Source organism: Curtobacterium oceanosedimentum (genome assembly GCF_040545555.1).
Taxonomy (GTDB): Bacteria; Actinomycetota; Actinomycetes; order Actinomycetales; family Microbacteriaceae; genus Curtobacterium.
The window spans coordinates 292,942-318,158 of sequence record NZ_JBEPMD010000001.1; the positions used below are offsets into that span (position 1 = coordinate 292,942).

Genomic DNA, 25,217 nt, shown 5'->3' on the forward strand with positions numbered 1-25,217 from the left:
TTCCGCGACCTGATCGGTAGCCTGGAGCGGTGCGCATCATCGGTCTGACAGGCGGCATCGCCGCGGGCAAGTCCACGGTCTCCCGTCGCTGGGCGGAGCACGGCGCGGTCGTCGTCGACGCCGACCGGCTCGCGCGACAGGCGGTCGCACCGGGCAGTCCCGGGCTCGCCCGCGTCGCCGAGCGGTTCGGGACGGGCGTGCTCGCACCCGACGGCTCGCTCGACCGGCCCGCCCTCGGCAGCATCGTGTTCGCCGACGCCGCGGCCCGGAAGGACCTCGAGGGCATCACCCACCCCGAGGTGTGGCGTCTCGCACGGCAGGCCTTCGACGCCGCCGAGGCAGCCGATCCCGATGCCGTCGTCGTGTACGACGTGCCGTTGCTGGCCGAGGCCCGGGGGAGCCGTCCGATCCGGTTCGACGCGGTCGTCGTCGTCGACGCCCCCGCGGCGCAGCGCGTCGAACGGCTCGTGGAGCACCGGGGGATGCCCCGCGAGGAGGCCGAGCGTCGAGTGGGCGCGCAGGCGTCCGACGCGGAGCGACTCGCCCTCGCCGACCACGTCGTCGACGCCACCGGCTCGCTCGAGGACACCCTCCGGTCGGCGGACGAGGTGTGGCAGCGCATCGCCGGCTGACGCGGTCCTGCGCGCTCGCGCGCATGCTCAGCTGTGGGCGATCAGGGCCGCGTGGTGTCAGGGGTCCCGACTAGCGTTGACCCCATGGCAGTGTCGATCGAGCCCACCCGGGCGATCCGTCCCTTCGAGGTGATCAGCGAGTACTCGCCGAGCGGTGACCAGCCGGCGGCGATCGCCGAACTCGCCGGTCGGATCAACGCCGGTGAGACCGACGTGGTGCTCCTCGGAGCGACCGGTACCGGCAAGTCGGCGACGACCGCCTGGCTCATCGAGCAGGTGCAGCGCCCGACGCTCGTGCTCGCGCACAACAAGACCCTGGCCGCGCAGCTGGCGAACGAGTTCCGCGGGCTCATGCCGAACAACGCGGTCGAGTACTTCGTGTCGTACTACGACTACTACCAGCCCGAGGCGTACGTCCCGCAGACGGACACCTTCATCGAGAAGGACTCCTCGGTCAACGCCGAGGTCGAGCGCCTCCGCCACTCGACGACGAACTCGCTGCTCAGCCGGCGCGACGTCGTGGTCGTGTCCACCGTGTCCTGCATCTACGGCCTCGGCACGCCGGAGCAGTACATGAACGCGTCGATCGCGCTCCACGTCGGCCAGACGATCTCGCGCGACCAGCTCGTGCGCAAGTTCGTCGGCATGCAGTACCAGCGCAACGACGTCGACTTCGCGCGCGGCACCTTCCGCGTGCGCGGCGACACGATCGAGATCATCCCGATGTACGAGGAACACGCGATCCGCATCGAGATGTTCGGCGACGAGATCGAGGCGCTCACCTCGCTGCACCCACTGACCGGCAACGTCATCGCGGACCTGCCCGGCGTCTCGATCTTCCCGGCGTCCCACTACGTCGCGGACACGGACGTGATGCACCGGGCGATCGAGCGGATCAAGGAGGAGCTGGCCGAACGGCTCGCCGAGCTCGAGGGCCAGGGCAAGCTGCTCGAGGCCCAGCGGCTCCGGATGCGCACGACCTTCGACATCGAGATGATGGAGCAGATCGGGTTCTGCTCCGGCATCGAGAACTACTCGCGGCACATGGACGGGCGTGACGCCGGTGAGGCCCCGCACTGCCTCATCGACTACTTCCCGGACGACTTCCTCATCGTGATCGACGAGTCCCACGTGACCGTTCCGCAGATCGGTGCGATGTACGAGGGCGACGCCTCCCGCAAGCGCACGCTCGTCGAGCACGGCTTCCGTCTGCCGAGCGCCCTCGACAACCGGCCGCTGACGTGGGAGGAGTTCCTCGACCGCGTCGGCCAGAAGGTCTACCTGTCCGCGACCCCGGGCAAGTACGAGCTCGGCGTGACGGACAGCGTCGTCGAGCAGATCATCCGCCCGACCGGGCTGGTCGACCCCGAGATCGTGGTGAAGCCGAGCGACGGCCAGATCGACGACCTGCTCGAGGAGATCAAGCTCCGCGTCGAGCGGGACGAGCGCGTGCTCGTCACGACGCTCACGAAGCGGATGGCCGAGGAGCTCACCGACTTCCTGGGCAACGCCGGCGTGCGCGTCCGGTACCTGCACTCCGACGTCGACACCCTCAAGCGCGTGGAGCTGCTGACCGAGCTCCGCCAGGGCGTGTACGACGTGCTCGTCGGCATCAACCTGCTGCGCGAGGGCCTCGACCTGCCCGAGGTGTCCCTGGTGGCGATCCTCGACGCCGACAAGGAAGGGTTCCTGCGCTCGTCGACGTCGCTCATCCAGACGATCGGCCGTGCCGCTCGCAACGTGTCGGGTCAGGTGCTGATGTACGCCGACAAGATGACCGACTCCATGCAGCAGGCCATCGAGGAGACCGACCGGCGTCGCGAGAAGCAGGTCGCCTACAACCTCGAGCACGGCATCGACCCGCAGCCCCTCCGCAAGAAGATCGCCGACATCACCGAGGTGCTGCAGCGCGAGAGCGACGACACCAAGGCCCTGCTCGAGGGTCGTCCGGCTGCCGACGGCCGCCGTTCGCCCACGCCGAACCTCCGCCGCGAGGGCATCGCCGGCGAGGGCGCGACCCAGCTCGAGGCGACGATCGCCGACCTCAACGACCAGATGCTCCAGGCCGCGGCCGAGCTCAAGTTCGAGCTCGCGGCCCGGCTCCGCGACGAGGTCCAGGACCTCAAGAAGGCCTTGCGGCAGATGGAGTCGGCCGGACATGTCCGCTGACACCGCGGAGACCGTGCGACGCACGGTCGTCGTCACGGGCGCCAGCGCCGGTCTCGGCTACCACGCGGCGGAACAGCTCGCGGCCCAGGGCCACCGTGTGGTGCTCGCCACGCGCAACCCCCAGCGCGGAGCAGCTGCCGAACGGAGCATCCGCACGCACGTCGACGACTCCGACCTCGTGCACCTGCACCTCGACCTCGCCGACCTCGGCAGCGTGCGCGACGCGGCGGCCGAGTTGCAGGGGCTCGGACCGGTGCACGCGCTCCTCAACAACGCCGGTGTGGTGGGTTCCGCCCGGCCACAGCGCACGGCGCAGGGGTTCGAGCTGCAGGTCGGCACGAACCACCTCGGGCACTTCGCCTGGACGGCCCTGGCACTGCCCGCGCTCGACCAGGACACCGGACGCGTGGTCCACCTCGGTTCCATCGCCCACCGCTTCGCCACGCTCGACCGCAGGGACCCGCTGGCGGTCGGACGCTACGAGGGGCACCGGCAGTACGCCAGGAGCAAGCTCGCGGTGATGTTGTTCGGCTTCGAGCTCGCGCAGCGGCTGGGGGACGCCGGTTCGCGGGTGCGCAGCGTCGTCGCGCACCCGGGTCTGGCGCTCGACGCCGGCGCTCCTCCCCGCCCGGACGTCGCGCCGACGCGCTCGGAGCCGGCGTGGATGCGCGCGGGCTCGGGTTGGGTGGCACAGGGCAAGGACGCCGGCGCGTGGCCGCTCGTGCACGCGGCGGTGGGCGACGGTGTCCGCTCGGGGGAGTACTGGGGGCCCGGCGGGCCGCTCCAGTTCGCCGGACGGCCGGCACTCGTGCCCGCTCGTCCGCGTGCGCACGACCGGACCGCAGCCGCGCGCCTGTGGACGGCGAGCGAGCAGACGACCGGTGTCGCGTTCGCTCTCGACGCACTCGGCTAGCCCGCCACGCCCGGACGGATGTCGGTGCTCCTTCGTAGAATCGTCTGCGATGACCATCACCTCTGACCGCGGAACCGCGACCCCTGGCCGGAACGCCTTCGGCGAGCCCGCAGACCTCCACATCCCCGGCGGGACGGCGCCGCACAACACCTCGACGCTCAGCGTCCGTGGTGCTCGCGTCCACAACCTGCGCGACGTCGACCTCGAGATCCCGCGCGACTCGCTCGTCGTCTTCACCGGGCTGTCCGGGTCGGGCAAGTCCTCGCTCGCGTTCGACACGATCTTCGCCGAGGGCCAGCGCCGCTACGTGGAGTCGCTCTCGGCCTACGCCCGCCAGTTCCTCGGGCAGGTGGACCGGCCCGACGTCGACTTCATCGAGGGGCTCTCCCCGGCCGTCTCGATCGACCAGAAGTCGACCAACCGGAACCCGCGCTCGACCGTCGGCACCATCACCGAGGTCTACGACTACATGCGTCTGCTGTGGGCGCGCATCGGTGTCCCGCACTGCCCCGTCTGCGGCGAGGTGATCAGCAAGCAGAGCGTGCAGCAGATCGCCGACCAGCTCATGGAGTTCGAGAACGGCACCCGCTTCCAGGTCCTCGCGCCGGTCATCTCGAAGAAGAAGGGCGAGTTCGTCGACCTCTTCCAGGAGCTCGCTGCCTCCGGCTACGCCCGTGCCATCGTCGACGGTGAGCGGATCCAGCTGAGCGACCCGCCGAAGCTGAAGAAGCAGGTCAAGCACGACATCTCGGTGATCGTCGACCGCCTCGTCGCGAGCGACGACATCCTCGGCCGCCTCACCGACTCGCTCGAGACCGCCCTGCGGCTGACGGGCGGCACCGTGGCGATCGACCTCGTCGACCACGAGGGGCCCGGCGCGGTCCGGACCTACTCCGAGAACCTGTCCTGCCCGAACAACCACCCGCTCGCGCTGACGGAGATCGAGCCGCGGACCTTCTCGTTCAACGCACCCTTCGGCGCGTGCCCGGAGTGCTCGGGCCTCGGGACCCGCATGTCGGTCGACCCCGACCTGGTGCTCGGCGACCCCGAGGCCTCGCTGCGCGACGGTGTCCTGCTCCCCTGGACGGGCACGAGCGGGCTGTACTCGTACTTCGAGAAGCTCCTCGCGGGCCTCGGCAAGGACCTCGGGTTCACCCTCGACACCCCGTGGAGCCAGCTCGACCCCTCGGTGCAGGCTGCGATCCTGACCGGCAAGGACTTCCAGGTCTCCGTGTCGTGGAAGAACCGCTTCGGCCGTGAGATGCGCTACACGAGCGGGTTCGAGGGCGTCATGCCCTACATCGAGCGCAAGTTCGCCGAGGCCGAGTCGGACTCGCAGCGGCAGCGCTTCCAGGGCTACCTGCGCGAGGTGCCCTGCCCGGTCTGCGACGGCACGCGCCTCAAGCCCGAGGTCCTCGCGGTGACGGTCGACGGCCGCAGCATCGCCGACGTGACCGACATGTCGCTCGACCAGGCCTACGGCTTCATGGAAGAGCTGACGCTCACCGAGCGCGAGGCGCACATCGCCGCCGCGGTGCTCCGCGAGATCCGGGCGCGCCTCGAGTTCCTGCTCGAGGTCGGCCTCAACTACCTGACCCTGGCGCGCGGCGCCGGCGGCCTCTCCGGCGGGGAGGCCCAGCGCATCCGGCTCGCCACGCAGATCGGCTCGGGTCTCACCGGCGTGCTCTACGTGCTCGACGAGCCGAGCATCGGTCTGCACCAGCGCGACAACCGTCGACTCATCGACACGCTCGTCAAGCTGAAGGACCTCGGCAACACGCTCATCGTCGTCGAGCACGACGAGGACACCATCCGCACGGCCGACTGGGTCGTCGACATCGGACCCGGCGCGGGCGTGAACGGCGGCAAGGTCGTGCACTCCGGTTCGTACGAGGGCATCATCGAGAACCGCGAGTCGGTGACGGGGGACTACCTCGCCGGTCGGCGTGCGATCGAGGTGCCGGCAGAGCGACGGAAGATCAACCCGAAGCGCGTCATCAGCGTGCAGGGTGCGCGGGCGAACAACCTCAAGCAGGTCGACGTCGACTTCCCGCTCGGGGTCTTCACCGCGGTCACCGGCGTCAGCGGTTCCGGCAAGTCGACCCTGGTGAACGACATCCTGTACAAGGTGCTCGCGAACCAGCTCAACGGCGCACGGCACATCGCCGGCAAGCACACCCGCGTCAAGGGCCTCGACCAGCTCGACAAGGTCGTGCACGTCGACCAGGCGCCGATCGGCCGTACGCCGCGGTCGAACCCGGCGACCTACACGGGTGTGTTCGACCGCATCCGGCAGCTCTTCGCCGAGACGCCCGAGGCGAAGGCGCGCGGCTACCAGCCCGGCCGGTTCAGCTTCAACGTCAAGGGCGGCCGCTGCGAGAACTGCTCCGGCGACGGCACGATCAAGATCGAGATGAACTTCCTGCCCGACGTCTACGTCGCGTGCGAGGTCTGCGGCGGTGCGCGGTACAACCGCGAGACCCTGCAGGTGCACTACAAGGGCAAGGACATCTCCGAGGTCCTCGACATGCCGATCAGTGAGGCGGCCGAGTTCTTCGAGCCGATCTCCGCGATCCACCGCTACATGGCGACGCTCGTCGACGTTGGCCTCGGCTACGTGCGCCTCGGCCAGAGCGCCACGACGCTCTCCGGCGGCGAGGCACAGCGCGTCAAGCTGGCGACGGAGCTCCAGCGCCGCTCGAACGGCCGGACGGTCTACGTGCTCGACGAGCCGACGACCGGTCTGCACTTCGAGGACGTCCGGAAGCTGCTGCTCGTGCTGCAGAGCCTGGTCGACAAGGGCAACACCGTCATCACGATCGAGCACAACCTCGACGTGATCAAGTCGGCCGACTGGCTCGTGGACATGGGTCCGGAGGGCGGCGCCGGCGGCGGCACGGTCCTGGCCGTCGGAACGCCCGAGCACGTGGCCGACGTCCCCGAGAGCCACACCGGTGTGTTCCTGCGCGAGATCTTCGACGCGCAGGACGCCCGCGTGGGCAAGGCACAGGCGGTCGGTGCCCGGCAGGCGACCCAGAAGCAGCAGGGCACGAAGCAGCAGGGCAAGCAGAAGGCGGGTGCTCGGTAGGTGGCGGACACCGTCTCCTGGCGGCCGAAGGCGGGGGAGATCCCGACCGACCCAGGCGTCTACCGGTGGCGTGACGAGGCCGGACGGGTGCTCTACGTCGGCAAGGCGAAGAACCTCCGTGCCCGACTGAGCAACTACTTCGCCCCGCTGCCGACCCTGCACGAGCGCACCCGGCGCATGGTGCTCACCGCACGCAGCGTCGAGTGGACCACGGTCGGCTCCGAGATCGAGGCGCTGCAGCTCGAGTACACCTGGATCAAGGAGTTCGACCCGCCCTTCAACGTCAAGTTCCGGGACGACAAGTCGTACCCGTACATGGCGATCACCCTGGGCGAGGAGTCGCCGCGGGTGATGGTGACGCGGAACCGCAAGATCAAGGGCGCGAAGTACTTCGGGCCCTACCCGAAGATCTGGGCGGTGCACGACACCATCGACCTGATGATCAAGGTGTTCCCGATCCGCACCTGCTCGGACTCGTCGTACAAGAAGGCGATGCAGACCGGGAAGCCGTGCTTCCCGGGACAGATCGGCAAGTGCGGCGGTCCGTGCTCGCAGAAGGTCACGATCGCGGAGCACCGGGCGATCGTCGAGGAGTTCGTCCGCTTCATGGGCAGCTACGACCGCAAGGTGATCACGACCCTGCGGCAGCGCATGGGAGCGGCGGCCGACGCGATGGACTACGAGCAGGCCGCGAAGTACCGCGACCAGGTCGGTGCGCTCGAGGCGGTGCTCGAGAAGTCGGCCGTCGTCCTCCGCGACTCGGTGGACCTGGACCTCTTCGGCGTCGCCGAGGACGAGCTCGCGGCCGCCGTGCAGCTGTTCTCGGTCCGCGGTGGGCGCATCCGCGGTGTCCGGGGCTGGGTGGTCGACAAGGAGCTCGACATCAGCACGGGTGACCTCGTCGAGCAGATCGTGCAGGGTCAGTACGCCACGAGCGACGACGTCCCGCGCGAGGTCGTCGTGCCCGAGCTGCCCGAGGACGCCGAGGCGCTGCAGCAGTGGCTCAGCGAACGGCGCGGCGGACGAGGGACGAAGCTCAGCACGGCGCAGCGGGGAGACCGGGCGGGGCTCGCGCGCACGGCCGCCCAGAACGCCGCGCAGGCGCTGATGCTCTACAAGACCAAGCGCAGCGCCGACTACACGACCCGGTCGGCCGCCCTCGCCGACATCCAGGACGCCCTCGGCATGACCGAGGCCCCGTTGCGCATGGAGTGCTACGACATCTCGCACCTGCAGGGCACGAACGTCGTGGCCTCGATGGTCGTGTTCGAGGACGGACTGCCGCGGAAGGACCAGTACCGGCGGTACACGATCGCCGAGACGACCGACGACACCGACAGCATGTACCAGGTGCTGTCGCGTCGTCTGGCGCGTCTGGACGAGGACGCCTCGGTGCCGGACGTCCCCGACGCCACGAGCGAGGACGTCGTCGAAGGAACCAAGCCCACGAAGCGCTTCGCGTACCGCCCGCAGCTGCTCATCGTCGACGGTGGTCAGCCGCAGGTGCAGGCGGCGAAGCGGGCGATGGACGAGGCCGGGGTGCACGACATCGCCCTGGTCGGCATCGCGAAGCGCCTCGAGGAGCTCTGGCTGCCCGACGACGACTTCCCGGTGATCATGCCGCGCAACTCCGAGGCGCTGTTCCTGATCCAGCGGATCCGCGACGAGGCGCACCGGTTCGCGATCACGCACCAGCGGACCCGACGGAAGCGCGACGTCCGGTCGCAGCTGTCGGAGATCCCGGGGCTCGGCCCGACCCGCGTGAACGCCCTGCTCAAGCACTTCGGGTCCGTGGCACGCCTGCGTGAGGCGACGGCGGAGCAGATCGCCGAGGTGAACGGGGTCGGGCCGGCCACGGCGGCAGCGGTCGTCACGAAGCTGGCGCAGACCCCCCGCAGCGCACCGGAAGCGAGCGCACCGGAATCCAGTGCGCCGGAAGCCAGTGCGCCGGAAGCGAGTACACCGGAAGCCAGCGCGCCCGACGTGAGTGCCACCGGCGCGACCGATGCGGGCGTGGCGGCGGACGTGGCGGGGCCGGACCGTGCCTCCCGTCCGGCGGTCCCGACGGGTCCCGTCCGTGTCCCCGCCGTCTCCCACGACGGTCCGTCCCGCCCACGGTGACCCGCGCCGCCCCGGACGGGGGACGGTAGCCTGGACACGCAGCCGAGACCCGAAGCCGAGACCTCCCCGGGCCGTGGCCCGGGCCCCCACGACGGAGCCCTCCCACACATGAGCGACACGAGCGCCGACCGACCAGCCCCGACGTCCGCGTCGCAGCAGCACGACATCCTCATCGTCACCGGCATGTCCGGAGCCGGCCGCTCGACGGTCGGCAAGGCCCTCGAGGACCTCGGCTGGTACGTGGTCGACAACCTCCCGACGCAGATGCTCGGCCCGCTGACGGAGCTCGCCGACCGGGCGGGGGAGAAGATCCCGAAGATCGCGACCGTCGTCGACGTCCGCGGCGGGCGGTTCTTCACCGACCCGGAACAGGCGGTCGAGCAGGTCCGGGCGGGCACGTCCGCCCGGGTCCGGGTGCTCTTCCTCGAGGCGACCGACGCCGTGCTCGTGCGCCGCTTCGAGCAGGTCCGGCGTCCGCACCCGCTGCAGGGCGACGGGACGCTGCTCGACGGCATCGGGCTCGAACGGTCGCGCCTGTCGGGGCTGCGCGAGGCGTCCGACGTCGTCATCGACACGTCGGACCTCAACATCCACCAGCTCGCGAACGCCGTCACCGACCGGTTCGCCGACGACCACTTCGTCGGGGTGCAGGTCACGCTGATGAGCTTCGGGTTCAAGTACGGGCTGCCCGCCGACGCCGACATGGTGGCCGACGTCCGGTTCATCCCGAACCCCTACTGGGTGCCGGAGCTCCGCCCGCACACCGGCCTCGACGCCCCGGTCTCGGAGTACGTCCTGTCGCAGCCGGGTGCCCGCTCCTTCGTCGAGCGCTACGCCGCCGTGCTCGAGCCCGTGCTGGCGGGATACCAGCGCGAGAACAAAAGACACGCTACGATCGCCATCGGCTGTACCGGCGGCAAGCACCGCTCGGTCGCCGTCGTCGCCGAGTTGGCGAACCTCCTCCGCGGGATGTCCGACGTCGCCGTGCGTGTGAAGAACCGAGATCTCGGCCGGGAGTGACCGTTCCTCCGGCCGCTCCACACCACGTGCGCCGGACCCGCGGACCCCACCAGAGAAAACGTTAGGAATGATGCTGTGCCGTTGACTGCCGAGGTCAAGGACGAACTGGCCAGGGTCGCCGTGAACCGCAACACGGTCCGCGCCGCCGAACTCGCGACCATCCTGCGGTTCGCGGGCGGCCTGCACGTCATCTCGGGCAGGATCGCGGTCGAGGTCGAGCTCGACACCCGGATCATCGTGCACCGCGTGCGCAAGGACCTGGCGGAGCTGTACGGCGTGCGGAGCGAGGCGTCGGTGGGGTCGTCCGCCTCCTCCCGCCGCGGCACCCGCTACCTGGTCCGCGTGCTCGAGGCGGGGGAGACGCTCGCCCGCCAGACCGGGCTCATGGATGCCCGGCGTCGCCCGGTGCGCGGCCTGCCCAACCGTCTGACGACCGGCAACCGCGAGGACCTCGCCGCCATCTGGCGTGGTGCGTTCCTCGCCTCCGGCACGCTGACCGACCCGGGTCGTGCCGCAGCGCTCGAGGTCACCTGCCCGGGCAACGAGGCCGCGATGGCCCTGGTCGGTGCCGCGTCGCGCCTCGGCATCGCCGCGAAGGGCCGTGAGGTCCGCGGCGTCCACCGCGTGGTCATCCGCGACGGCGAGGCGATCGGGCAGATGCTCACCGTCATGGGCGCCGCCCGCACGACCGCCGAGTGGGAGGAGATGCGCCAGCGCCGCGAGGTCCGTGCGACCGCCAACCGTCTGGTCAACTTCGACGATGCGAACCTCCGCCGCTCGGCGCAGGCCGCCGTCGCCGCGTGCGCCCGGGTCGAGCGTGCGCTCGAGATCCTGGCGGACGAGGTGCCGGACCACCTCAAGTACGCCGGTTCGCTGCGGCTCCAGCACCGTGACGCATCCCTCGACGAGCTCGGCCAGCACGCCGAGCCGCCCATGACGAAGGACGCCATCGCCGGACGCATCCGTCGCCTGCTCGCGATGGCCGACAAGAAGGCGTCGGACCTGGGGATCCCGGGGACCGAGGCCAGCGTGCCGGAGGAACTCGAAGGGGCGTAGTCCCTGGCGTTCCCCACGACCTGACGGGAGGCGCGGTGCCGGCTGGCACCGCGCCTCCCGTTGCGTTCGTCCACCCGTCCACCGCCGCTCGTGCGACCGTCCGGACGGACCGTCATCCGGCGCGGGCGCGCAGTGTCCGACTGCTAGGGTCGTTACGGCGACGTTACGGGGCGTATCGTCCACCACACGTGGGTCCGCAGGGCCGCACGACTCCGAAAAGCAGCGCCCCCGGGGCGCTCCACACCCACCAGGAGATCCATTGACCGTCAAGATCGGCATCAACGGCTTCGGCCGCATCGGCCGTAACTTCTTCCGGGCCGCCCTCGCCAAGGGCTCCGACCTCGAGATCGTGGCGGTGAACGACCTCACCGACAACGCAGCCCTCGCGAACCTGCTGAAGTTCGACTCCATCACGGGCCGTCTCGGCGTCTCCGTCGAGCTCGACGGCGACAGCATCGTCGTCGACGGCAAGCCGATCAAGGTCCTCGCGGAGCGCGACCCCGCCAACCTCCCCTGGGGCGAGCTGGGCGTCGACATCGTCATCGAGTCGACCGGCTTCTTCACCAAGGCCGCCGACGCGCAGAAGCACATCGACGCGGGCGCCAAGAAGGTCATCATCTCGGCCCCGGCGACCGGCGACGACGTCACCATCGTCCTCGGCGTGAACGAGGACCAGTACGACCCCGAGAACCACAACATCATCTCGAACGCGTCGTGCACCACGAACAGCCTCGCGCCGCTCGCCAAGGTCTTCCACGACAAGTTCGGCATCGAGCGTGGCCTCATGACGACGGTGCACGCCTACACCGCCGACCAGAACCTGCAGGACGGTCCGCACAAGGACCCGCGTCGTGCCCGTGCCGCCGCGCTGAACATCGTCCCGACCTCGACCGGTGCGGCGAAGGCCATCGGCCTGGTCATGCCGGAGCTCGCCGGCAAGCTCGACGGCTACGCGCTCCGCGTGCCGGTACCGACCGGTTCGATCACCGACCTCACCCTCGAGACGTCGTCCGAGGTCACCGTCGACGAGATCAACGCCGCCTACAAGGAGGCCGCAGAGGGCCCGCTCAAGGGCATCCTGCTCTACAGCGAGGACCCGCTGGTGTCGACCGACATCACGACGGACCCGCACTCGTCGATCTACGACTCCGGCCTCACCAAGGTCATCGGCAAGCTCGTCAAGATCACCTCGTGGTACGACAACGAGTGGGGCTACTCGAACCGCCTCGTCGACCTGACCGAGTACGTGGGCGAGCGACTCTCGGCATGAGCCTCCGCACCCTCGAGGACCTCGGCGACCTCGCCGGCAAGCGCGTCGTCGTCCGGTGTGACCTGAACGTCCCGCTCAAGGACGGCACGATCACCGACGACGGCCGCGTGCGGGCGTCGCTGGGCACGCTCAACACGCTCGTCAACGCGGGTGCGCGGGTCATCGTGATCTCGCACCTCGGCCGACCCGACGGCGAGCCCGCACAGGAGTACTCGCTCGCCCCCGTGGCGCAGCGGCTCTCCGAACTGCTGGGCAAGGAGGTCACCTTCGTCGGCGAGACCGTCGGCGACGAAGCGACCGCGGCCGCCGAGGCCCTCGGGGACGGCGACGTCCTGCTGCTCGAGAACCTCCGCTTCAACCCGGAGGAGACCTCGAAGGACGCGTCGGAGCGCCAGGCGTTCGCCGAGCGGATCGCCGGCCTCGGTGACGCGTTCGTGTCCGACGGCTTCGGCGTCGTGCACCGCAAGCAGGCCTCGGTGTACGAGCTCGCGGCAGCGCTGCCCAGCGCGGCCGGCTCGCTCATCGAGTCCGAGCTGACGGTGCTCGAGCGGCTGACGAAGGACCCGCAGCGGCCGTACACGGTCGTGCTCGGCGGGTCGAAGGTCAGCGACAAGCTCGGCGTCATCGAGCACCTGCTCCCGCAGGTCGACACGCTCTGCATCGGCGGCGGCATGCTCTTCACGTTCCTCGCGGCCCAGGGCCACGGGGTCGCGAAGTCGCTGCTCGAGCAGGACCAGCTCGACACGGTCCGCGCCTACCTGTCGAAGGCGGACGAGCTCGGCGTGACGATCGACCTGCCGACCGACGTGGTGGTGGCCTCCGGCTTCGCGGCCGACGCCGACCACGAGACGGTCGCGGCGGACGCGATCGAGTCCTCGTCGTTCGGCGCCGACGGCATCGGCCTCGACATCGGCCCGGAGACCGCGGAGCGCTTCGCGTCGGCGGTGTCCGGTTCGAAGACCGTGTTCTGGAACGGCCCGATGGGCGTCTTCGAGTTCCCAGCGTTCGCGGCCGGCACGAAGACCGTCGCGCAGGCGCTGACCGAGGTCGACGGCCTCGGCGTCGTCGGCGGTGGTGACTCCGCCGCGGCAGTCCGGTCCCTCGGGTTCTCGGACGACCGGTTCGGGCACATCTCGACCGGTGGTGGTGCGAGCCTCGAGTTCCTCGAGGGCAAGTCCCTGCCCGGTCTCGAAGCACTGGGGTGGTCCCGATGACCCGCACTCCCTTCATCGCCGGCAATTGGAAGATGAACCTGGACCACCTCCAGGCCATCGCCACCGTGCAGAAGCTCGCATGGACGCTGAAGGACGCCCGCCACGACCACGACGACGTCGAGGTCGCGGTGTTCCCGCCCTTCACCGACCTCCGCAGCGTGCAGACGCTCATCTCGGCCGACAAGCTCTCGATCGAGTTCGGCGCGCAGGACCTCTCGCAGTACGACTCCGGTGCCTACACCGGCGACGTCTCGGGTGCATTCCTCGCCGCGCTCGACGCGAAGTACGTCATCGTCGGACACTCCGAGCGTCGCACGATGCACGGGGAGACCGACGAGATCGTGGCCGCGAAGACCGCCGCGGCCGTCAAGCACGGCCTCGTGCCGGTCGTCTGCGTCGGTGAGACCGGTGAGCAGCGCGAGCAGCGCGGCGCCGGGGTCGTCCCGGTCGAGCAGCTCAGGGTCGTCCTCGACGCCGTGAAGCCGTCCGAGATCGTCGTCGCCTACGAGCCCGTCTGGGCGATCGGCTCCGGCCAGGCCGCCACGGCGGAACAGGCCCAGGAGGACTGCGCCGCCCTGCGTCGCGGGATCGCCGAGGCCTGGGGCGACGACCTCGCCGCGAGCACCCGTGTGCTCTACGGCGGCTCGGTGAAGTCGGGCAACATCGCCGGCTTCCTCCGCGAGCCCGACATCGACGGCGCGCTCGTCGGTGGGGCCTCGCTCGACGTGCAGGAGTTCGCGGCCATCGCGCGCTTCCGGCAGCACGTCGGTCTCTGAACCACCCCGCTCAGGCCGGTCACGTCCGCGTGGCCGGCCTGAGCCACGCCCTGCCCGGTGTCCTGGCCGCTCCTGCGGCCCGGTACACTTGCAGGGCTGACTTCACACGAAAGGTACGTCGTGGCGATACTCTCCGTCGTGCTGCAGGTCCTGCTCGCGATCACGAGCCTCCTGCTCACGCTCCTCATCCTCCTGCACAAGGGCCGCGGTGGCGGTCTCTCCGACATGTTCGGCGGCGGCGTGACGAGCAACCTCGGGGCGTCCGGCGTCGCCGAGCGCAACCTCAACCGCATCACGGTGATCCTCGGTCTGGTCTGGATCGTGTCCATCATCGTGCTCGGTCTCATCAACAAGTTCACGGCGGGGAGCTGATCCATGGCAAGCGGAGGCAGTGCAATCCGAGGCTCGCGCGTCGGCGCGGGCCCGATGGGGGAGCAGGACCGCGGCGTCCAGGCGGAGCGCGTGGCCGTCTCGTACTGGGACGCCCTCGGCAACGAGGTCGTGCGGTACTTCTCGGCGACCCTGCCGGAGGACGAGATCCCGGAGACGGTCGACTCGCCCTCCACGGGGCTCCCGGCCGGCCGTGACAAGGAGAACCCTCCCGTCGTCGCGAAGACCGAGCCCTACAAGACGCACCTCGCGTACGTGAAGGAGCGCCGCACCGAGGAAGAGGCAGCGCAGCTCCTCGAGGACGCACTGCAGCAGCTCCGGCAGCGCCGCGGTACCGCGAAGTAGCGCCAGACGCCCGAAGGCCCCCGCACCCATCCGGTGCGGGGGCCTTCGTCGTGCCACTGGCTGACCATCGGCGAGCGAGCAGGACATGCCGTGTGTCGTCCGCCGATCGGGCGAGATCTGTCGGCGGGCGCTGCCGACCGTGACAGTTCTGGCCCGCTTGGCGAACGCCGACCGGACCACAGACGGACGGGAGGCGCGGTGCCAGCCGGCACCGCGCCTCCCGTCCGTCAGAAGCCTGCGTCTAGTACGTCGAGGCGATCAGGTTCTCCGGGACGTCGCGCGCGGCGTCCTGGTCCACGAAGAACACCGTGCGCTTGCGGCCCTGCACGCCGCCGACGGGGACCTCGTCCACCGCAGCGCCGGCCAGCGCGAGGCCGAGCACGGACGCCTTCTCGGCACCGGACAGGATCACCCACACGCGCTGCGAGGCGTTGATCACCGGGAAGGACAGCGTCAGGCGCTGCGCCGGCGGCTTGGGGGAGTCGTCGACCGTCAGGACGGCACGGTCGGTCACCGCGAGCTGCGGGAACTCGGGGAAGAGCGACGCCGTGTGGCCGTCGGGACCGACGCCGAGCAGCGTGATGTCGAAGCGCGGTGCGACCGCACCCTCGGGCGCGGCGTCCTGGAGCTCGCGCTCGTACTGCGCGGCGGCCTCGTCGATGGACAGGCCCGCGTCGGACGGCGCCATCGGGTGGATGTTCGCCTGCGGGATGTCCACGTGCTCGAAGAAGTCCGTCTGCGTCCCGGTGACGTTGCGGTCCGCGTCGCCCTCGGCGACCCAGCGCTCGTCGACCCACCAGACGTGCACCTTCGACCAGTCCACGCTCTCCCGCGCGGGCGACTGCCCGATCGCCGCGAGGACCAGCGTCGACACCGAGCCGCCACTGATCGCGATGTCGGCGCGCTCCTGCTCGTCCAGCACGTCGATGATCTTCGTGATGAAGCGGGCGGCGACCGACGCGCCGAGGGACTGCTTGTCCGGGTGCACCAGTACCCGTCGTTCGTTGGTCACGTGTCTCCCGTGTTCGTGGCGGCCGACCGGTGCGACCGCCTTCGGTCCGACCGGGTCCGGGCGGTGGTCGTGTCGACCACCGACCGGCACCCGGTCGTGTGGGTTGCTCAGCCGGCGATGGTCTCGCGCAGCTGGGGCACCCCGTGCTTGACGACGTCTCCGAAGAGGACGTCCGGGTCGAGTCTACGGAGTTCCTCTGCGAGGCAGTCGCGCAGGTTCCGCCGCGGCAGCGACAGGTCGTGCGTCGGTTGCCCGGGCATCGACAGGGTGGCCACGTCGACGAGGGACCGCTCGAGGTCGATCGTGCCCGAGGCGCGCTCGAGCTTGACCCCGTGGATGCCGCTCGACCCGGTCGCCCGGGGCGAGGTGACGACGGACACCGGGACCTGCAGCTGCAGCTGCAGCCAGGCGGCGAGCAGGACGGTCGACGGGCTGTCGCTCGCACCGGAGACCTCGACGCCGGTGACGGGCTCGTACGGCGGCTGGTCGAGTGCCGCGGCGAGCTGGTTCCGCCACAGCGTCAGGCGGGTCCACGCGAAGTCGGTGTCGCCCGGCACGTAGGACTTCCCGAGCGCCTCGATCGCGCCGTTCGGGTCCTTCTGCGCGGCGGCGTCGGTGATGCGGCGCTGCGCGATCCGGCCCAGCGCGGACGCTGCCGGCTGCTCCGGAGCGGCCTGCGGCCACCACGCGACGACCGGAGCGTCCGACAGCAGCAGGCCCGTGACCAGGCTCTCCTCGTCGGTCGCGGTCTCGCCGTAGGCGCGGAGGACGATGACCTCGCTCGCGCCCGCGTCGCTGCCGACGCGGATCTGCGCGTCGAGACGACCGGGCGACTTCGTGTCGCCGTCGTTCTTCGACACGATGATCACGCGCATCGGGTGCTCGCGCGACGCCTGGTTCGCGGCCGAGATCGCCTCTTCCTCGTGGCCCAGTGCCGTCGAGATGATGAGCGTCAGCACGCGGCCGAGGGCGACGGCGCCGCCCTCCTCGCGGATGTGCACGAGCTTCTTCTGGATCTTCGACACCGTGGTGTTCGGCATGTCGATCTTCATGGACGCCTCCAGGTCCGGCCGTCGCGGGCGAGCAGGTCGTCGGCGGACGCCGGACCCCACGTGCCGGGACGGTACTGCTCGGGTTGGCCCTGCGTGGCCCAGAACTCCTCGATCGGGTCGAGGATCTTCCACGACAGTTCCACCTCTTGGTGACGGGGGAACAGGGGCGGGTCGCCGAGGAGCACGTCGAGGATGAGTCGTTCGTACGCCTCCGGCGAGGCCTCGGTGAACGCGTGTCCGTAGCCGAAGTCCATCGTCACGTCGCGCACTTGCGTGCCGACGCCGGGGACCTTCGAGCCGAAGCGGAGCGTGACGCCCTCGTCCGGCTGGACACGGATGACGAGCGCGTTCTGGCCGAGGGGCGCCTGCGTGTTGCCGTAGACGTCCTCGGGGACGCGCTTGAAGACGATCGCGATCTCGGTGACGCGGCGGCCGAGGCGCTTGCCGGCACGCAGGTAGAACGGGACGCCCTGCCAGCGGCGGGTCGCGATGTCGAGCTTGATCGCCGCGTAGGTCTCGGTCGTGGACTCGGGGTCCATCCCCGCTTCCTCGAGGAAGCCGAGCACCTTCTCGCCGCCCTGCCAGCCACCGTCGTACTGCCCGCGGGCGGTCGCCGTGGCGAGGTCCTCGGGCAGGCGCACCGCGGAGAGGACCTTCTCCTTCTCGGCACGCAGGTCCGCGGCCTTGAACGAGACGGGCTCCTCCATCGCGGTGAGGGCGAGGAGCTGCAGCAGGTGGTTCTGGATGACGTCGCGTGCGGCGCCGATGCCGTCGTAGTACGCGGCTCGACCGGCGACGCCGATGTCCTCGGCCATCGTGATCTGCACGTGGTCGACGTAGTTCGAGTTCCAGATGGGTTCGTACATCTGGTTCGCGAACCGGAGCGTCAGGAGGTTCTGGACGGTCTCCTTGCCGAGGTAGTGGTCGATTCGGAAGACGTCGTCGGGCGCGAAGACGCTCTCGACGATCGCGTTCAGCTCGCGTGCCGTACGGAGGTCGGAGCCGAACGGCTTCTCGACGACGACACGGCTCCACGAGCCCTCGCGCTTCTCGGTGAGGCCCGAGACCTTGAGCTGCTCGGTCACCACCGGGAACATCTTCGGCGGGATCGACAGGTAGAAGGCGTGGTTCCCGAGCGTCCCGCGCTCGGCGTCGAGCTCGTCGACGGTGCGCTTCAGCTCGAGGAACGCCTCGGGGTCGTCGAACGAGCCCTGCACGAAGCGGATGCCCTGCTCGAGCTGCTTCCAGACGGCCTCGTCGAAGGGGGTGCGGGAGTGGTCCCGGACCGCGTCGTGCACGAGCTGGGAGAAGTCCTGGTCCTCCCAGTCGCGCCGGGCGAACCCGACGAGTGCGAAGCCCGGGGGCAGGAGCCCTCGGTTCGCCAGGTCGTAGACCGCAGGCATCAGCTTCTTGCGGGACAGGTCGCCCGTGACGCCGAAGATGATGAGGGTGCTGGGACCCGCGATCCGGTTCAGACGTCGGTCGGTCGGCAACCGGAGCGGGTTGTGCTCCGGGGTGATCGCCACCGGTGACATGGGTGTGGACTCCTTGAGGGTCGAACGGAGACGGCGGAGCGCGACGCTGCGGTGGCAGCGGCGACTCCGCCGTCGTGGTGGTCAGGACCGGCCGGGAGGCTCGTCGCGGCTCCGGCGGGCCGGTCCTGACCGTGGGTGCCTGCGTCCCGTCGACGGTGGTCCCGTCACCGGGACGCAGGCTCCTGTGGTGCTTACTTGCTGTTCTCGAGCGCGGTCTTCACCGTGTCGACGAGCTCGCCCCAGGAGACGTTGAACTTGTCCACGCCCTCCTTCTCGAGCAGTGCGACGACCTCGTCGTAGTCGACGCCGGCCGCGGCGATCTGGTCCATGACCTGCTGCGCGCCCTCGTACGAGCCGGCGATCGCGTCGCCGTGGACCTCGCCGTGGTCGAACGTCGCGTCGAGCGTCTTGCCCGGCATCGTGTTGACGGTGTTCGGCGCGGCGAGCTCGGTCACGTAGAGCGTGTCGGGCAGCGACGGGTCCTTGACACCGGTCGAGGCCCAGAGCGGACGCTGCGTGTTCGCACCCGACTCGAGCAGGCCCAGGGCGCGCTCGGTCGCGAACTGCTCGGTCCAGACCTGGTAGGCGAGCTGCGCGTTGGCGATGCCGGCCTTCGACTTCAGGGCCGTCGCCTCGTCGGTGCCGACGGCGTCGAGACGCTTGTCGATCTCGGAGTCGACGCGCGACACGAAGAACGAGGCGACCGAGTGGATCTTCGAGAGGTCGTGGCCGGCGGCCTTGGCCTTCTCGAGGCCACCGAGGTAGGCGTCGATGACGGCGCGGTAGCGCTCGAGCGAGAAGATCAGGGTGACGTTGACGGAGATGCCGGCGCCGATGACCTCGGTGATGGCTTCGAGACCCTCGAGGGTCGCGGGGATCTTGATGAGGACGTTCTCCCGGCCGACCTTCTCGAACAGGAACTTCGCCTGCTCGATGGTCTTCTGCGTGTCGTGGGCGAGGCCCGGCTCGACCTCGATCGAGACACGGCCGTCGAAGCCCTTGGTCTCGTCGTAGATCGGCTTGAAGACGTCGGAGGCGTTCGCGACGTCCTGCGTGGTGATCTCGAAGATCGCCTCGGTGACGTCGGTGCCCTTCGCCGCGAGCTCCTTGACCTGCGCGTCGTAGCGCTCGCCCTTGGCGAGGGCCGAGGCGAAGATCGTCGGGTTCGTGGTGACGCCGACGACGTTCTTCTGCTCGATGAGCTCGGTGAGCTTGCCGGTCTCGAGGAGCTCGCGCGACAGGTCGTCGAGCCAGATGCTCACGCCGACCTCGGAGAGGGCGGCGGTGGGGGTGTTCTCAGCCATGGTTTCTCTTCTTCTTTCGTCGACCGGCCCGGTCTGCGTGACGCGACCGGGGCCGTGGTGTCGTGGTCTGTGGGCCGGGAGGCGCGGGACGGGCCCGCTGCGTGCCTCCCGGCAGAGGGGCCGGACCCGGCGTACCGGATCCGGCCCCTCGTGGGTCAGGACGCTGCGATCGATTCCTTGGCGGCTGCGACCACGTGCTCCGTGGTGAAGCCGAACTCGGCGAACAGGCGCTGGTAGTCGGCCGACGCACCGAAGTGCTCGATCGACACGCTGCGGCCCTTGTCGCCGACGATGTCGCGCCAGCTCATGGCGATGCCGGCCTCGACAGAGACGCGCGCGGTGACGGCCTTCGGCAGGACCTGCTCGCGGTAGGACTCCGACTGCTCGAAGAACCACTCGAGCGACGGGGCGCTCACGACGCGGGCGTTGATGCCCTCGCCCTTGAGCTGCTCGCGTGCGTCGACCGCGATCTGGACCTCGGAACCGGTCGCGATGAGGATCACGTCCGGGGTGCCGTTCGGCGCCTCGGCCAGGACGTACGCACCCTTGGCGACGTTCTTCGCCGACGCGAGCGTGTCGCCGGAGGCGTCGCCCTCGCCGCGCTCGAACACCGGGAGGTTCTGGCGGCTCAGCGCGATGCCGGCCGGGCGGTCCTTGTGCTTGAGCATCTCGAGCCAGGCGTAGGAGACCTCGTTCGCGTCGGCCGGACGGACGACGTCGAGACCCGGGATCGCACGGAGCGCGGTGATCTGCTCGATCGGCTGGTGCGTCGGGCCGTCCTCGCCCAGGGCGATGGAGTCGTGGGTCCAGACGTAGATCGCCGGCGCCTTCATGAGCGCGGCGAGACGGACGGCCGGACGCATGTAGTCGCTGAAGATGAGGAACGTGCCGCCGAAGGGGCGGGTGTTCCCGTGCAGCACGATGCCGGACAGGATCGAGCCCATCGCGTGCTCGCGGATGCCGAAGTGCAGCACGCGGCCGTACGGGTCGGTCGACCAGGTCTTCGTCGAGGCCTCGGCCGGACCGAAGGACTTCGCGCCCTCGATCGTGGTCAGGTTCGACTCGGCGAGGTCGGCGGAACCACCCCAGAACTCGGGCATGAGCGGCGCGATCGCGTTGATGACCTTGCCGGAGGCGGCACGGGTCGAGACGGCCTTCTCGGTGGAGAAGACGGGCAGCGCCTCTTCGAGGCCCTCGGGGAGCTCACCGGCGTTGATGCGGTCGAGCATCGCCTTCTTCTCGGGGTTGGCCGCAGCCCACGCGTCGAAGGTCTTGTTCCACTCGGCGTGCTGCTCCTGGCCCTTGGCGATCGCACCGCGGGTGTACTCGAGCACCTCGGGGTCGACGTGGAAGGTCTTGTCCGCGTCGAAGCCGAGGACCTCCTTGAGGCCCTTCAGCTCGTCGGCGCCGAGCGCCGAGCCGTGGATCTTGCCGGAGTTCTGCTTGGTCGGCGACGGCCAACCGATGATCGTCTTGAGGACGATGAGCGACGGCTTGGTCGTCTCGGCCTTGGCGGCCTCGACTGCGCGGTGGAGCTCCTCGACGTCCTCGGAGTACTCGCCGGTCTTCTTCCAGTCGACGTGCTGGACGTGCCAGCCGAGCGCCTCGTAGCGGGCGGCGACGTCCTCGGAGAACGCGATGTCGGTGTCGTCCTCGATCGAGATCTGGTTCGAGTCGTAGAAGACGACCAGGCGACCGAGCTGCTGACGGCCGGCGAGGCTCGCGGCCTCGTTCGTCACGCCCTCCTGCATGTCGCCGTCACCGGCGATCACGTAGGTGAAGTGGTCGAAGGGCGACTCGCCGTCGGCGGTCTCCGGGTCGAACAGGCCGCGCTCGAAGCGCTGCGCGTAGCCGAAGCCGACGGCGGAGGCGAGGCCCTGGCCGAGCGGGCCGGTGGTGATCTCGACGCCGTCGGTGTGGCCGTACTCCGGGTGACCCGGGGTCTTCGAGCCCCACTTGCGCAGGTGCTGCAGGTCCTCGAGCTCGAGGCCGTAGCCGTGCAGGTAGAACTGCACGTACTGCAGGATCGAGGCGTGTCCGGCGGACAGGATGAAACGGTCGCGGCCGATCCAGGTGGAGTCGCTGGGGTCGCGACGCATCACCTTCTGGAAGAGCAGGTGGGCGACCGGCGCGAGGCTCATCGCGGTGCCGGGGTGACCGTTGCCGGCGGCCTCGACCGCGTCGGCGGCGAGGACGCGCGCCGTGTCGACGGCCTTCCGGTCGATGGCGTCCCAGGTGAATTCAGCCACTTGGATGTTGACCCTTCGTTGTTGCGACATGTGCGAGGGCTCGTGCCATCGCACGGACATGATCGCCGTCCCGGGGCCGTGTGTCGTGTCGCCGTCGAGCGGCGGCCGACCGGCTCTTCGCGGCCGACGTCTTCGGGGCACACGATGCGGGAGGGCGTGTCCAGCATAGTGACAACGCTCTCAGAAGGTGTCCAGGTGACGACGGTGCCGTGTCGGGCGGTCGGCCCGGTCGGCGAGGCGGGGCATCCTCGCGGCGCCTCGATGGCCTAAACTACTGCTGACCCGTGTGCATTCCGGGTCGACGCACGCCCCGACGGTGACGGAGCCGCCCACCGAGCGTGCGAGCTGACGCGAACGGACTGAGGTTCCCCTGTTGACTGCCACCGCGACCCGGCCCGACACCGATCGACCCCGCTCGACGCTGTCCCGCAAGGTCCGGGCGTACGTCTCGCTGACGAAGCCCCGGGTCATGGAGCTGCTCCTCGTCACGACCGCTCCGACGATGTTCCTGGCGGAGCGCGGGGTCCCCGACCTGTGGCTCGTGTTCTGGACGATGCTCGGCGGCGCGATGTCCGCGGGTTCGGCTTCGGCGTTCAACTGCTACATCGACCGCGACATCGACCGACTGATGAAGCGCACGAGCCAGCGGCCCCTGGTCACCGGCGAGCTCTCCGACAAGGAGGCGCTGGTGTTCTCGTGGACGCTGGCCGTCCTGTCGACCGCGGTCCTCGGCTTCCTGGTCAACTGGCTCGCCGCCGCGCTCAGCGTCATCGCCATCCTGATCTACGTCTGCGTCTACACGCTCTGGCTCAAGCGTCGCACCCCGCAGAACATCGTGTGGGGCGGATCGGCCGGATGCATGCCCGTGCTCATCGGTTGGGCCGGCGTGACCGGGTCGCTGACCTGGGCACCGATCATCCTCTTCATGGTGATCTTCCTCTGGACGCCGCCGCACTACTGGCCGCTCTCGATGAAGTACCGCGACGACTACGACGCCGCCGACGTCCCGATGCTCGCCGTCGTCCGCGGTCGCACGGTCGTCGGACTGCAGGTCGTCCTGTACGCCTGGGCGACGCTCGTCTGCTCGCTGCTGCTGATCCCGGTCGCGAACATGGGCCCGCTCTACACGGTCGTCGCACTCGCTGGTGGCATCTGGTTCGTCGTCGAGTCGCACCGCCTGTACTCGCGGGCGATCCAGCACGTCGAGCACGTCCAGCCGATGCGGGTCTTCCACAGTTCGATCACCTACCTGACGCTGCTGTTCATCGCCGTGGGCATCGACCCGCTGCTGCCGCAGGTCTTCACCTTCACGATCTAGCGCGGGCTCTGCCCCGCGCACCACAGCGCCGTAGGTCCGCCGGCGGCGCCGTCGTGTGTGGCGGCGCGGGTGCGTACGCGCTGCTGTGGGTGGTGCGCGTGCGGGCGGGGCGCGCGCGGGTGCTGCGACAGATCCGCTGTCGTACGACGGCGGGGATGTCGCAGTGGGCCGTCGACGACCCGGGTCGCGGTCGGGTGGCCGACGCTGGCGGCGGTGCCGCTGTCGTACGACGACGCGGACGTCGCAACCAGCCGCGGCGTGGCGAGCGGGCGACGGACGGGAGGCGCGGGGCGGGCTGGTGCCGGGCCTCCCGTCCGCACCGTGGCCGGGCGGGCACCGCGGGGCGTCAGACGGGGGCGTCTCCGGGAGACGGTCGCGTCCGCGCGGGACGGGGCCGGATCCGGAGGCGCCTCACGCTGCCCGCGGCGTCCTGCGCCGACGCCGGCGTCTCGAGCGCGGCCGCGGGACCGGGGTCGTCCGGACGACGACGTCCCACGCGTCGGCGCTCGAGACGGAGGCGACGCGTGGGACGTCGGAAGCGGGACTGGGCGGAGGCCGGTCAGGCGGCGACGGGCTCCCGGACGGCCCCGCGCCCGGCGCTGCCGCGCGTCGAGAGCACGACGACCGTGACGGCGCCGACGAGGAGCCCGGCCAGCACCATGTGCGTCCCCACCAGGCCGACCGGCAGGCCCGTGCGTGCCTGGGTCAGGCCGACGGCGATCTGCACGAACTCGACGACGAGCAGGACGAGCGCCCAGCGGCTCGACAGACGGAGGACGACCGCGCCGACGACGAGCGCGAGGGTGAGGGCGAAGAGCACGTAGGCCGGGATCGCGTGCAGGTGCTCCATGAGCTGCGGGTCGAACCCGGTGCGGTGCAGCCGCCCGCCGTCGACCGCTTCGCTCGCTCCTGCGTGCGGGCCGGAGCCCGTCGTCAGGATGCCGACCAGGACGGTGACGACCACGGCGGCGACCGTGCCGCGGACCAGGCCGGTGTACCAGCCGGGGACGAGTCGGGCCGCGGTCCGCGGGCCGTTCATCGAGCGGTACACGAGCGTCGCCGTGACCGCGACGAGCGTCGTCGAGACCACGAAGTGCAGGCCAACGACGAAGGGGTTGAGGTTCGTGAGGACGCTGAGTCCACCGATCACGGCCTGCACCGGGATCGCGATGCCCTGGGCGAAGGCGAGCCAGAACAGTTCGGGACGGGTGCGGCGCATCCGGACCACGAGCAGGAACATCGCGACCGCGACGATCACCAGCACGAAGGTGAGCAGACGGTTCCCGAACTCGATCACGCCGTGGATGCCCATCTCGGGCGTCGACACGAGCGACTCGGCGGTGCACTTCGGCCAGGTCGGGCAGCCCAGCCCGGAGGCCGTGAGCCGCACGAGGCCACCGGTGCCGATGAGCACGACCTCGACCACGAAGGAGGCCCAGGCGAGCCAGATCACGCGGGGGTCGACGGCGCGGGGGAGCGACCACCACCGCTGGTCGCGGGTGCCGGGGCGGACGCCCTGCTCGACGGTGGGTCCGACGCGAGTCACGAGGGTGGTGCCTTCCTGTTGTTCCGTGCGGTGAACCTGTAGGATTCGAGGGTTCAGCAGCAGTCAAGTCTAGGCAGGCGCCGGCTCCGAATGGGCCGAGATCGCCGATCGGTCGGACGACTGCGTGGGACCATCGACGTTGCGAGGCAGCAACGCCGCGGGACTCCTGTCGGAGGTCTGCGGTGGAATGGCGTCCGGACGTCACGG

The 25,217-nt window shown here is 70.1% G+C and carries 19 protein-coding genes; 13 read left to right on the forward strand and 6 right to left on the reverse strand.

All coding sequences use genetic code 11. The features are described from left to right. Positions 1 to 29: 29 nt before the first annotated feature. The 12 genes from coaE (at position 30) to ABIC52_RS01405 (ending at position 14,994) form a co-directional block, all read left to right on the forward strand. Positions 30 to 632 (forward strand): dephospho-CoA kinase, encoded by a 603-nt coding sequence (gene coaE, locus ABIC52_RS01350; protein ID WP_126891136.1) that lies wholly within the window; start codon positions 30 to 32, stop codon positions 630 to 632. 84 nt (positions 633 to 716) lie between these two features. Beyond that, positions 717 to 2,801: an excinuclease ABC subunit UvrB gene (gene uvrB, locus ABIC52_RS01355; RefSeq protein ID WP_174234706.1), complete on the forward strand. Its 2,085-nt coding sequence runs from the start codon at positions 717 to 719 to the stop codon at positions 2,799 to 2,801. Beyond that, the gene (locus ABIC52_RS01360) at positions 2,791 to 3,714 is read left to right on the forward strand and encodes an SDR family NAD(P)-dependent oxidoreductase (protein ID WP_354026418.1); all 924 of its coding nucleotides are present in this window, start codon (positions 2,791 to 2,793) and stop codon (positions 3,712 to 3,714) included. The genes uvrB and ABIC52_RS01360 overlap by 11 nt, the downstream gene beginning before the upstream one ends. A gap of 49 nt (positions 3,715 to 3,763) precedes the next feature. Further along, entirely contained in the window at positions 3,764 to 6,802 is a 3,039-nt protein-coding gene (gene uvrA, locus ABIC52_RS01365; RefSeq protein ID WP_238638126.1) for an excinuclease ABC subunit UvrA, read from the forward strand. Then, positions 6,803 to 8,923 (forward strand): excinuclease ABC subunit UvrC, encoded by a 2,121-nt coding sequence (gene uvrC / locus ABIC52_RS01370; protein ID WP_209823607.1) that lies wholly within the window; start codon positions 6,803 to 6,805, stop codon positions 8,921 to 8,923. It begins immediately after the preceding gene. Positions 8,924 to 9,031: 108 nt separating this feature from the next. Further along, positions 9,032 to 9,943: an RNase adapter RapZ gene (gene rapZ, locus ABIC52_RS01375; protein WP_209677211.1), complete on the forward strand. Its 912-nt coding sequence runs from the start codon at positions 9,032 to 9,034 to the stop codon at positions 9,941 to 9,943. Positions 9,944 to 10,018: 75 nt separating this feature from the next. Next, complete coding sequence (gene whiA, locus ABIC52_RS01380; RefSeq protein ID WP_126891140.1) at positions 10,019 to 10,999, forward strand: DNA-binding protein WhiA; 981 nt, start codon at positions 10,019 to 10,021, stop codon at positions 10,997 to 10,999. Between the two features lie 259 nt (positions 11,000 to 11,258). Further along, positions 11,259 to 12,269, forward strand: a complete 1,011-nt coding sequence (gene gap, locus ABIC52_RS01385; RefSeq protein WP_058749583.1) for a type I glyceraldehyde-3-phosphate dehydrogenase — start codon at positions 11,259 to 11,261, stop codon at positions 12,267 to 12,269. Beyond that, entirely contained in the window at positions 12,266 to 13,483 is a 1,218-nt protein-coding gene (locus tag ABIC52_RS01390) for a phosphoglycerate kinase (protein WP_126891141.1), read from the forward strand. Before gap ends, ABIC52_RS01390 begins: the two co-directional genes overlap by 4 nt. Then, on the forward strand, positions 13,480 to 14,259 hold the full coding sequence (gene tpiA, locus ABIC52_RS01395; RefSeq protein WP_354026419.1) for a triose-phosphate isomerase: 780 nt from the start codon (positions 13,480 to 13,482) through the stop codon (positions 14,257 to 14,259). Before ABIC52_RS01390 ends, tpiA begins: the two co-directional genes overlap by 4 nt. A 120-nt stretch (positions 14,260 to 14,379) precedes the next feature. Then, positions 14,380 to 14,631 carry a preprotein translocase subunit SecG gene (gene secG / locus ABIC52_RS01400; protein ID WP_058727797.1) on the forward strand — a complete coding sequence of 84 codons (252 nt, stop codon included), beginning with the start codon at positions 14,380 to 14,382 and terminating at the stop codon, positions 14,629 to 14,631. A 3-nt stretch (positions 14,632 to 14,634) separates the two neighbouring features. Next, positions 14,635 to 14,994: an RNA polymerase-binding protein RbpA gene (locus tag ABIC52_RS01405; protein ID WP_209677209.1), complete on the forward strand. Its 360-nt coding sequence runs from the start codon at positions 14,635 to 14,637 to the stop codon at positions 14,992 to 14,994. A 241-nt stretch (positions 14,995 to 15,235) separates the two neighbouring features. On the opposite strand, the gene pgl is transcribed toward ABIC52_RS01405, so the two are convergent. The 5 genes from pgl to tkt form a co-directional block, all read right to left on the reverse strand. After that, complete coding sequence (pgl, locus tag ABIC52_RS01410; RefSeq protein WP_126891144.1) at positions 15,236 to 16,006, reverse strand: 6-phosphogluconolactonase; 771 nt, start codon at positions 16,004 to 16,006, stop codon at positions 15,236 to 15,238. Between the two features lie 107 nt (positions 16,007 to 16,113). Continuing rightward, positions 16,114 to 17,058 (reverse strand): glucose-6-phosphate dehydrogenase assembly protein OpcA, encoded by a 945-nt coding sequence (locus ABIC52_RS01415; RefSeq protein WP_126891145.1) that lies wholly within the window; start codon positions 17,056 to 17,058, stop codon positions 16,114 to 16,116. After that, on the reverse strand, positions 17,055 to 18,593 hold the full coding sequence (gene zwf / locus ABIC52_RS01420) for a glucose-6-phosphate dehydrogenase (RefSeq protein WP_126891146.1): 1,539 nt from the start codon (positions 18,591 to 18,593) through the stop codon (positions 17,055 to 17,057). Before zwf ends, ABIC52_RS01415 begins: the two co-directional genes overlap by 4 nt. Positions 18,594 to 18,784: 191 nt before the next feature. Continuing rightward, entirely contained in the window at positions 18,785 to 19,897 is a 1,113-nt protein-coding gene (gene tal, locus ABIC52_RS01425) for a transaldolase (protein ID WP_126891147.1), read from the reverse strand. A 155-nt stretch (positions 19,898 to 20,052) separates the two neighbouring features. Further along, entirely contained in the window at positions 20,053 to 22,146 is a 2,094-nt protein-coding gene (gene tkt, locus ABIC52_RS01430) for a transketolase (protein ID WP_354026420.1), read from the reverse strand. A gap of 373 nt (positions 22,147 to 22,519) precedes the next feature. Between tkt and ABIC52_RS01435 the strand changes: the two genes are divergently transcribed. After that, positions 22,520 to 23,464, forward strand: coding sequence for a heme o synthase (locus ABIC52_RS01435; RefSeq protein WP_126891149.1), 945 nt, complete (start codon positions 22,520 to 22,522; stop codon positions 23,462 to 23,464). 559 nt (positions 23,465 to 24,023) lie between these two features. Here ABIC52_RS01435 and ABIC52_RS01440 read toward each other — a convergent pair. Continuing rightward, positions 24,024 to 25,010 carry a COX15/CtaA family protein gene (locus tag ABIC52_RS01440; RefSeq protein ID WP_126892076.1) on the reverse strand — a complete coding sequence of 329 codons (987 nt, stop codon included), beginning with the start codon at positions 25,008 to 25,010 and terminating at the stop codon, positions 24,024 to 24,026. Positions 25,011 to 25,217: the final 207 nt, after the last annotated feature.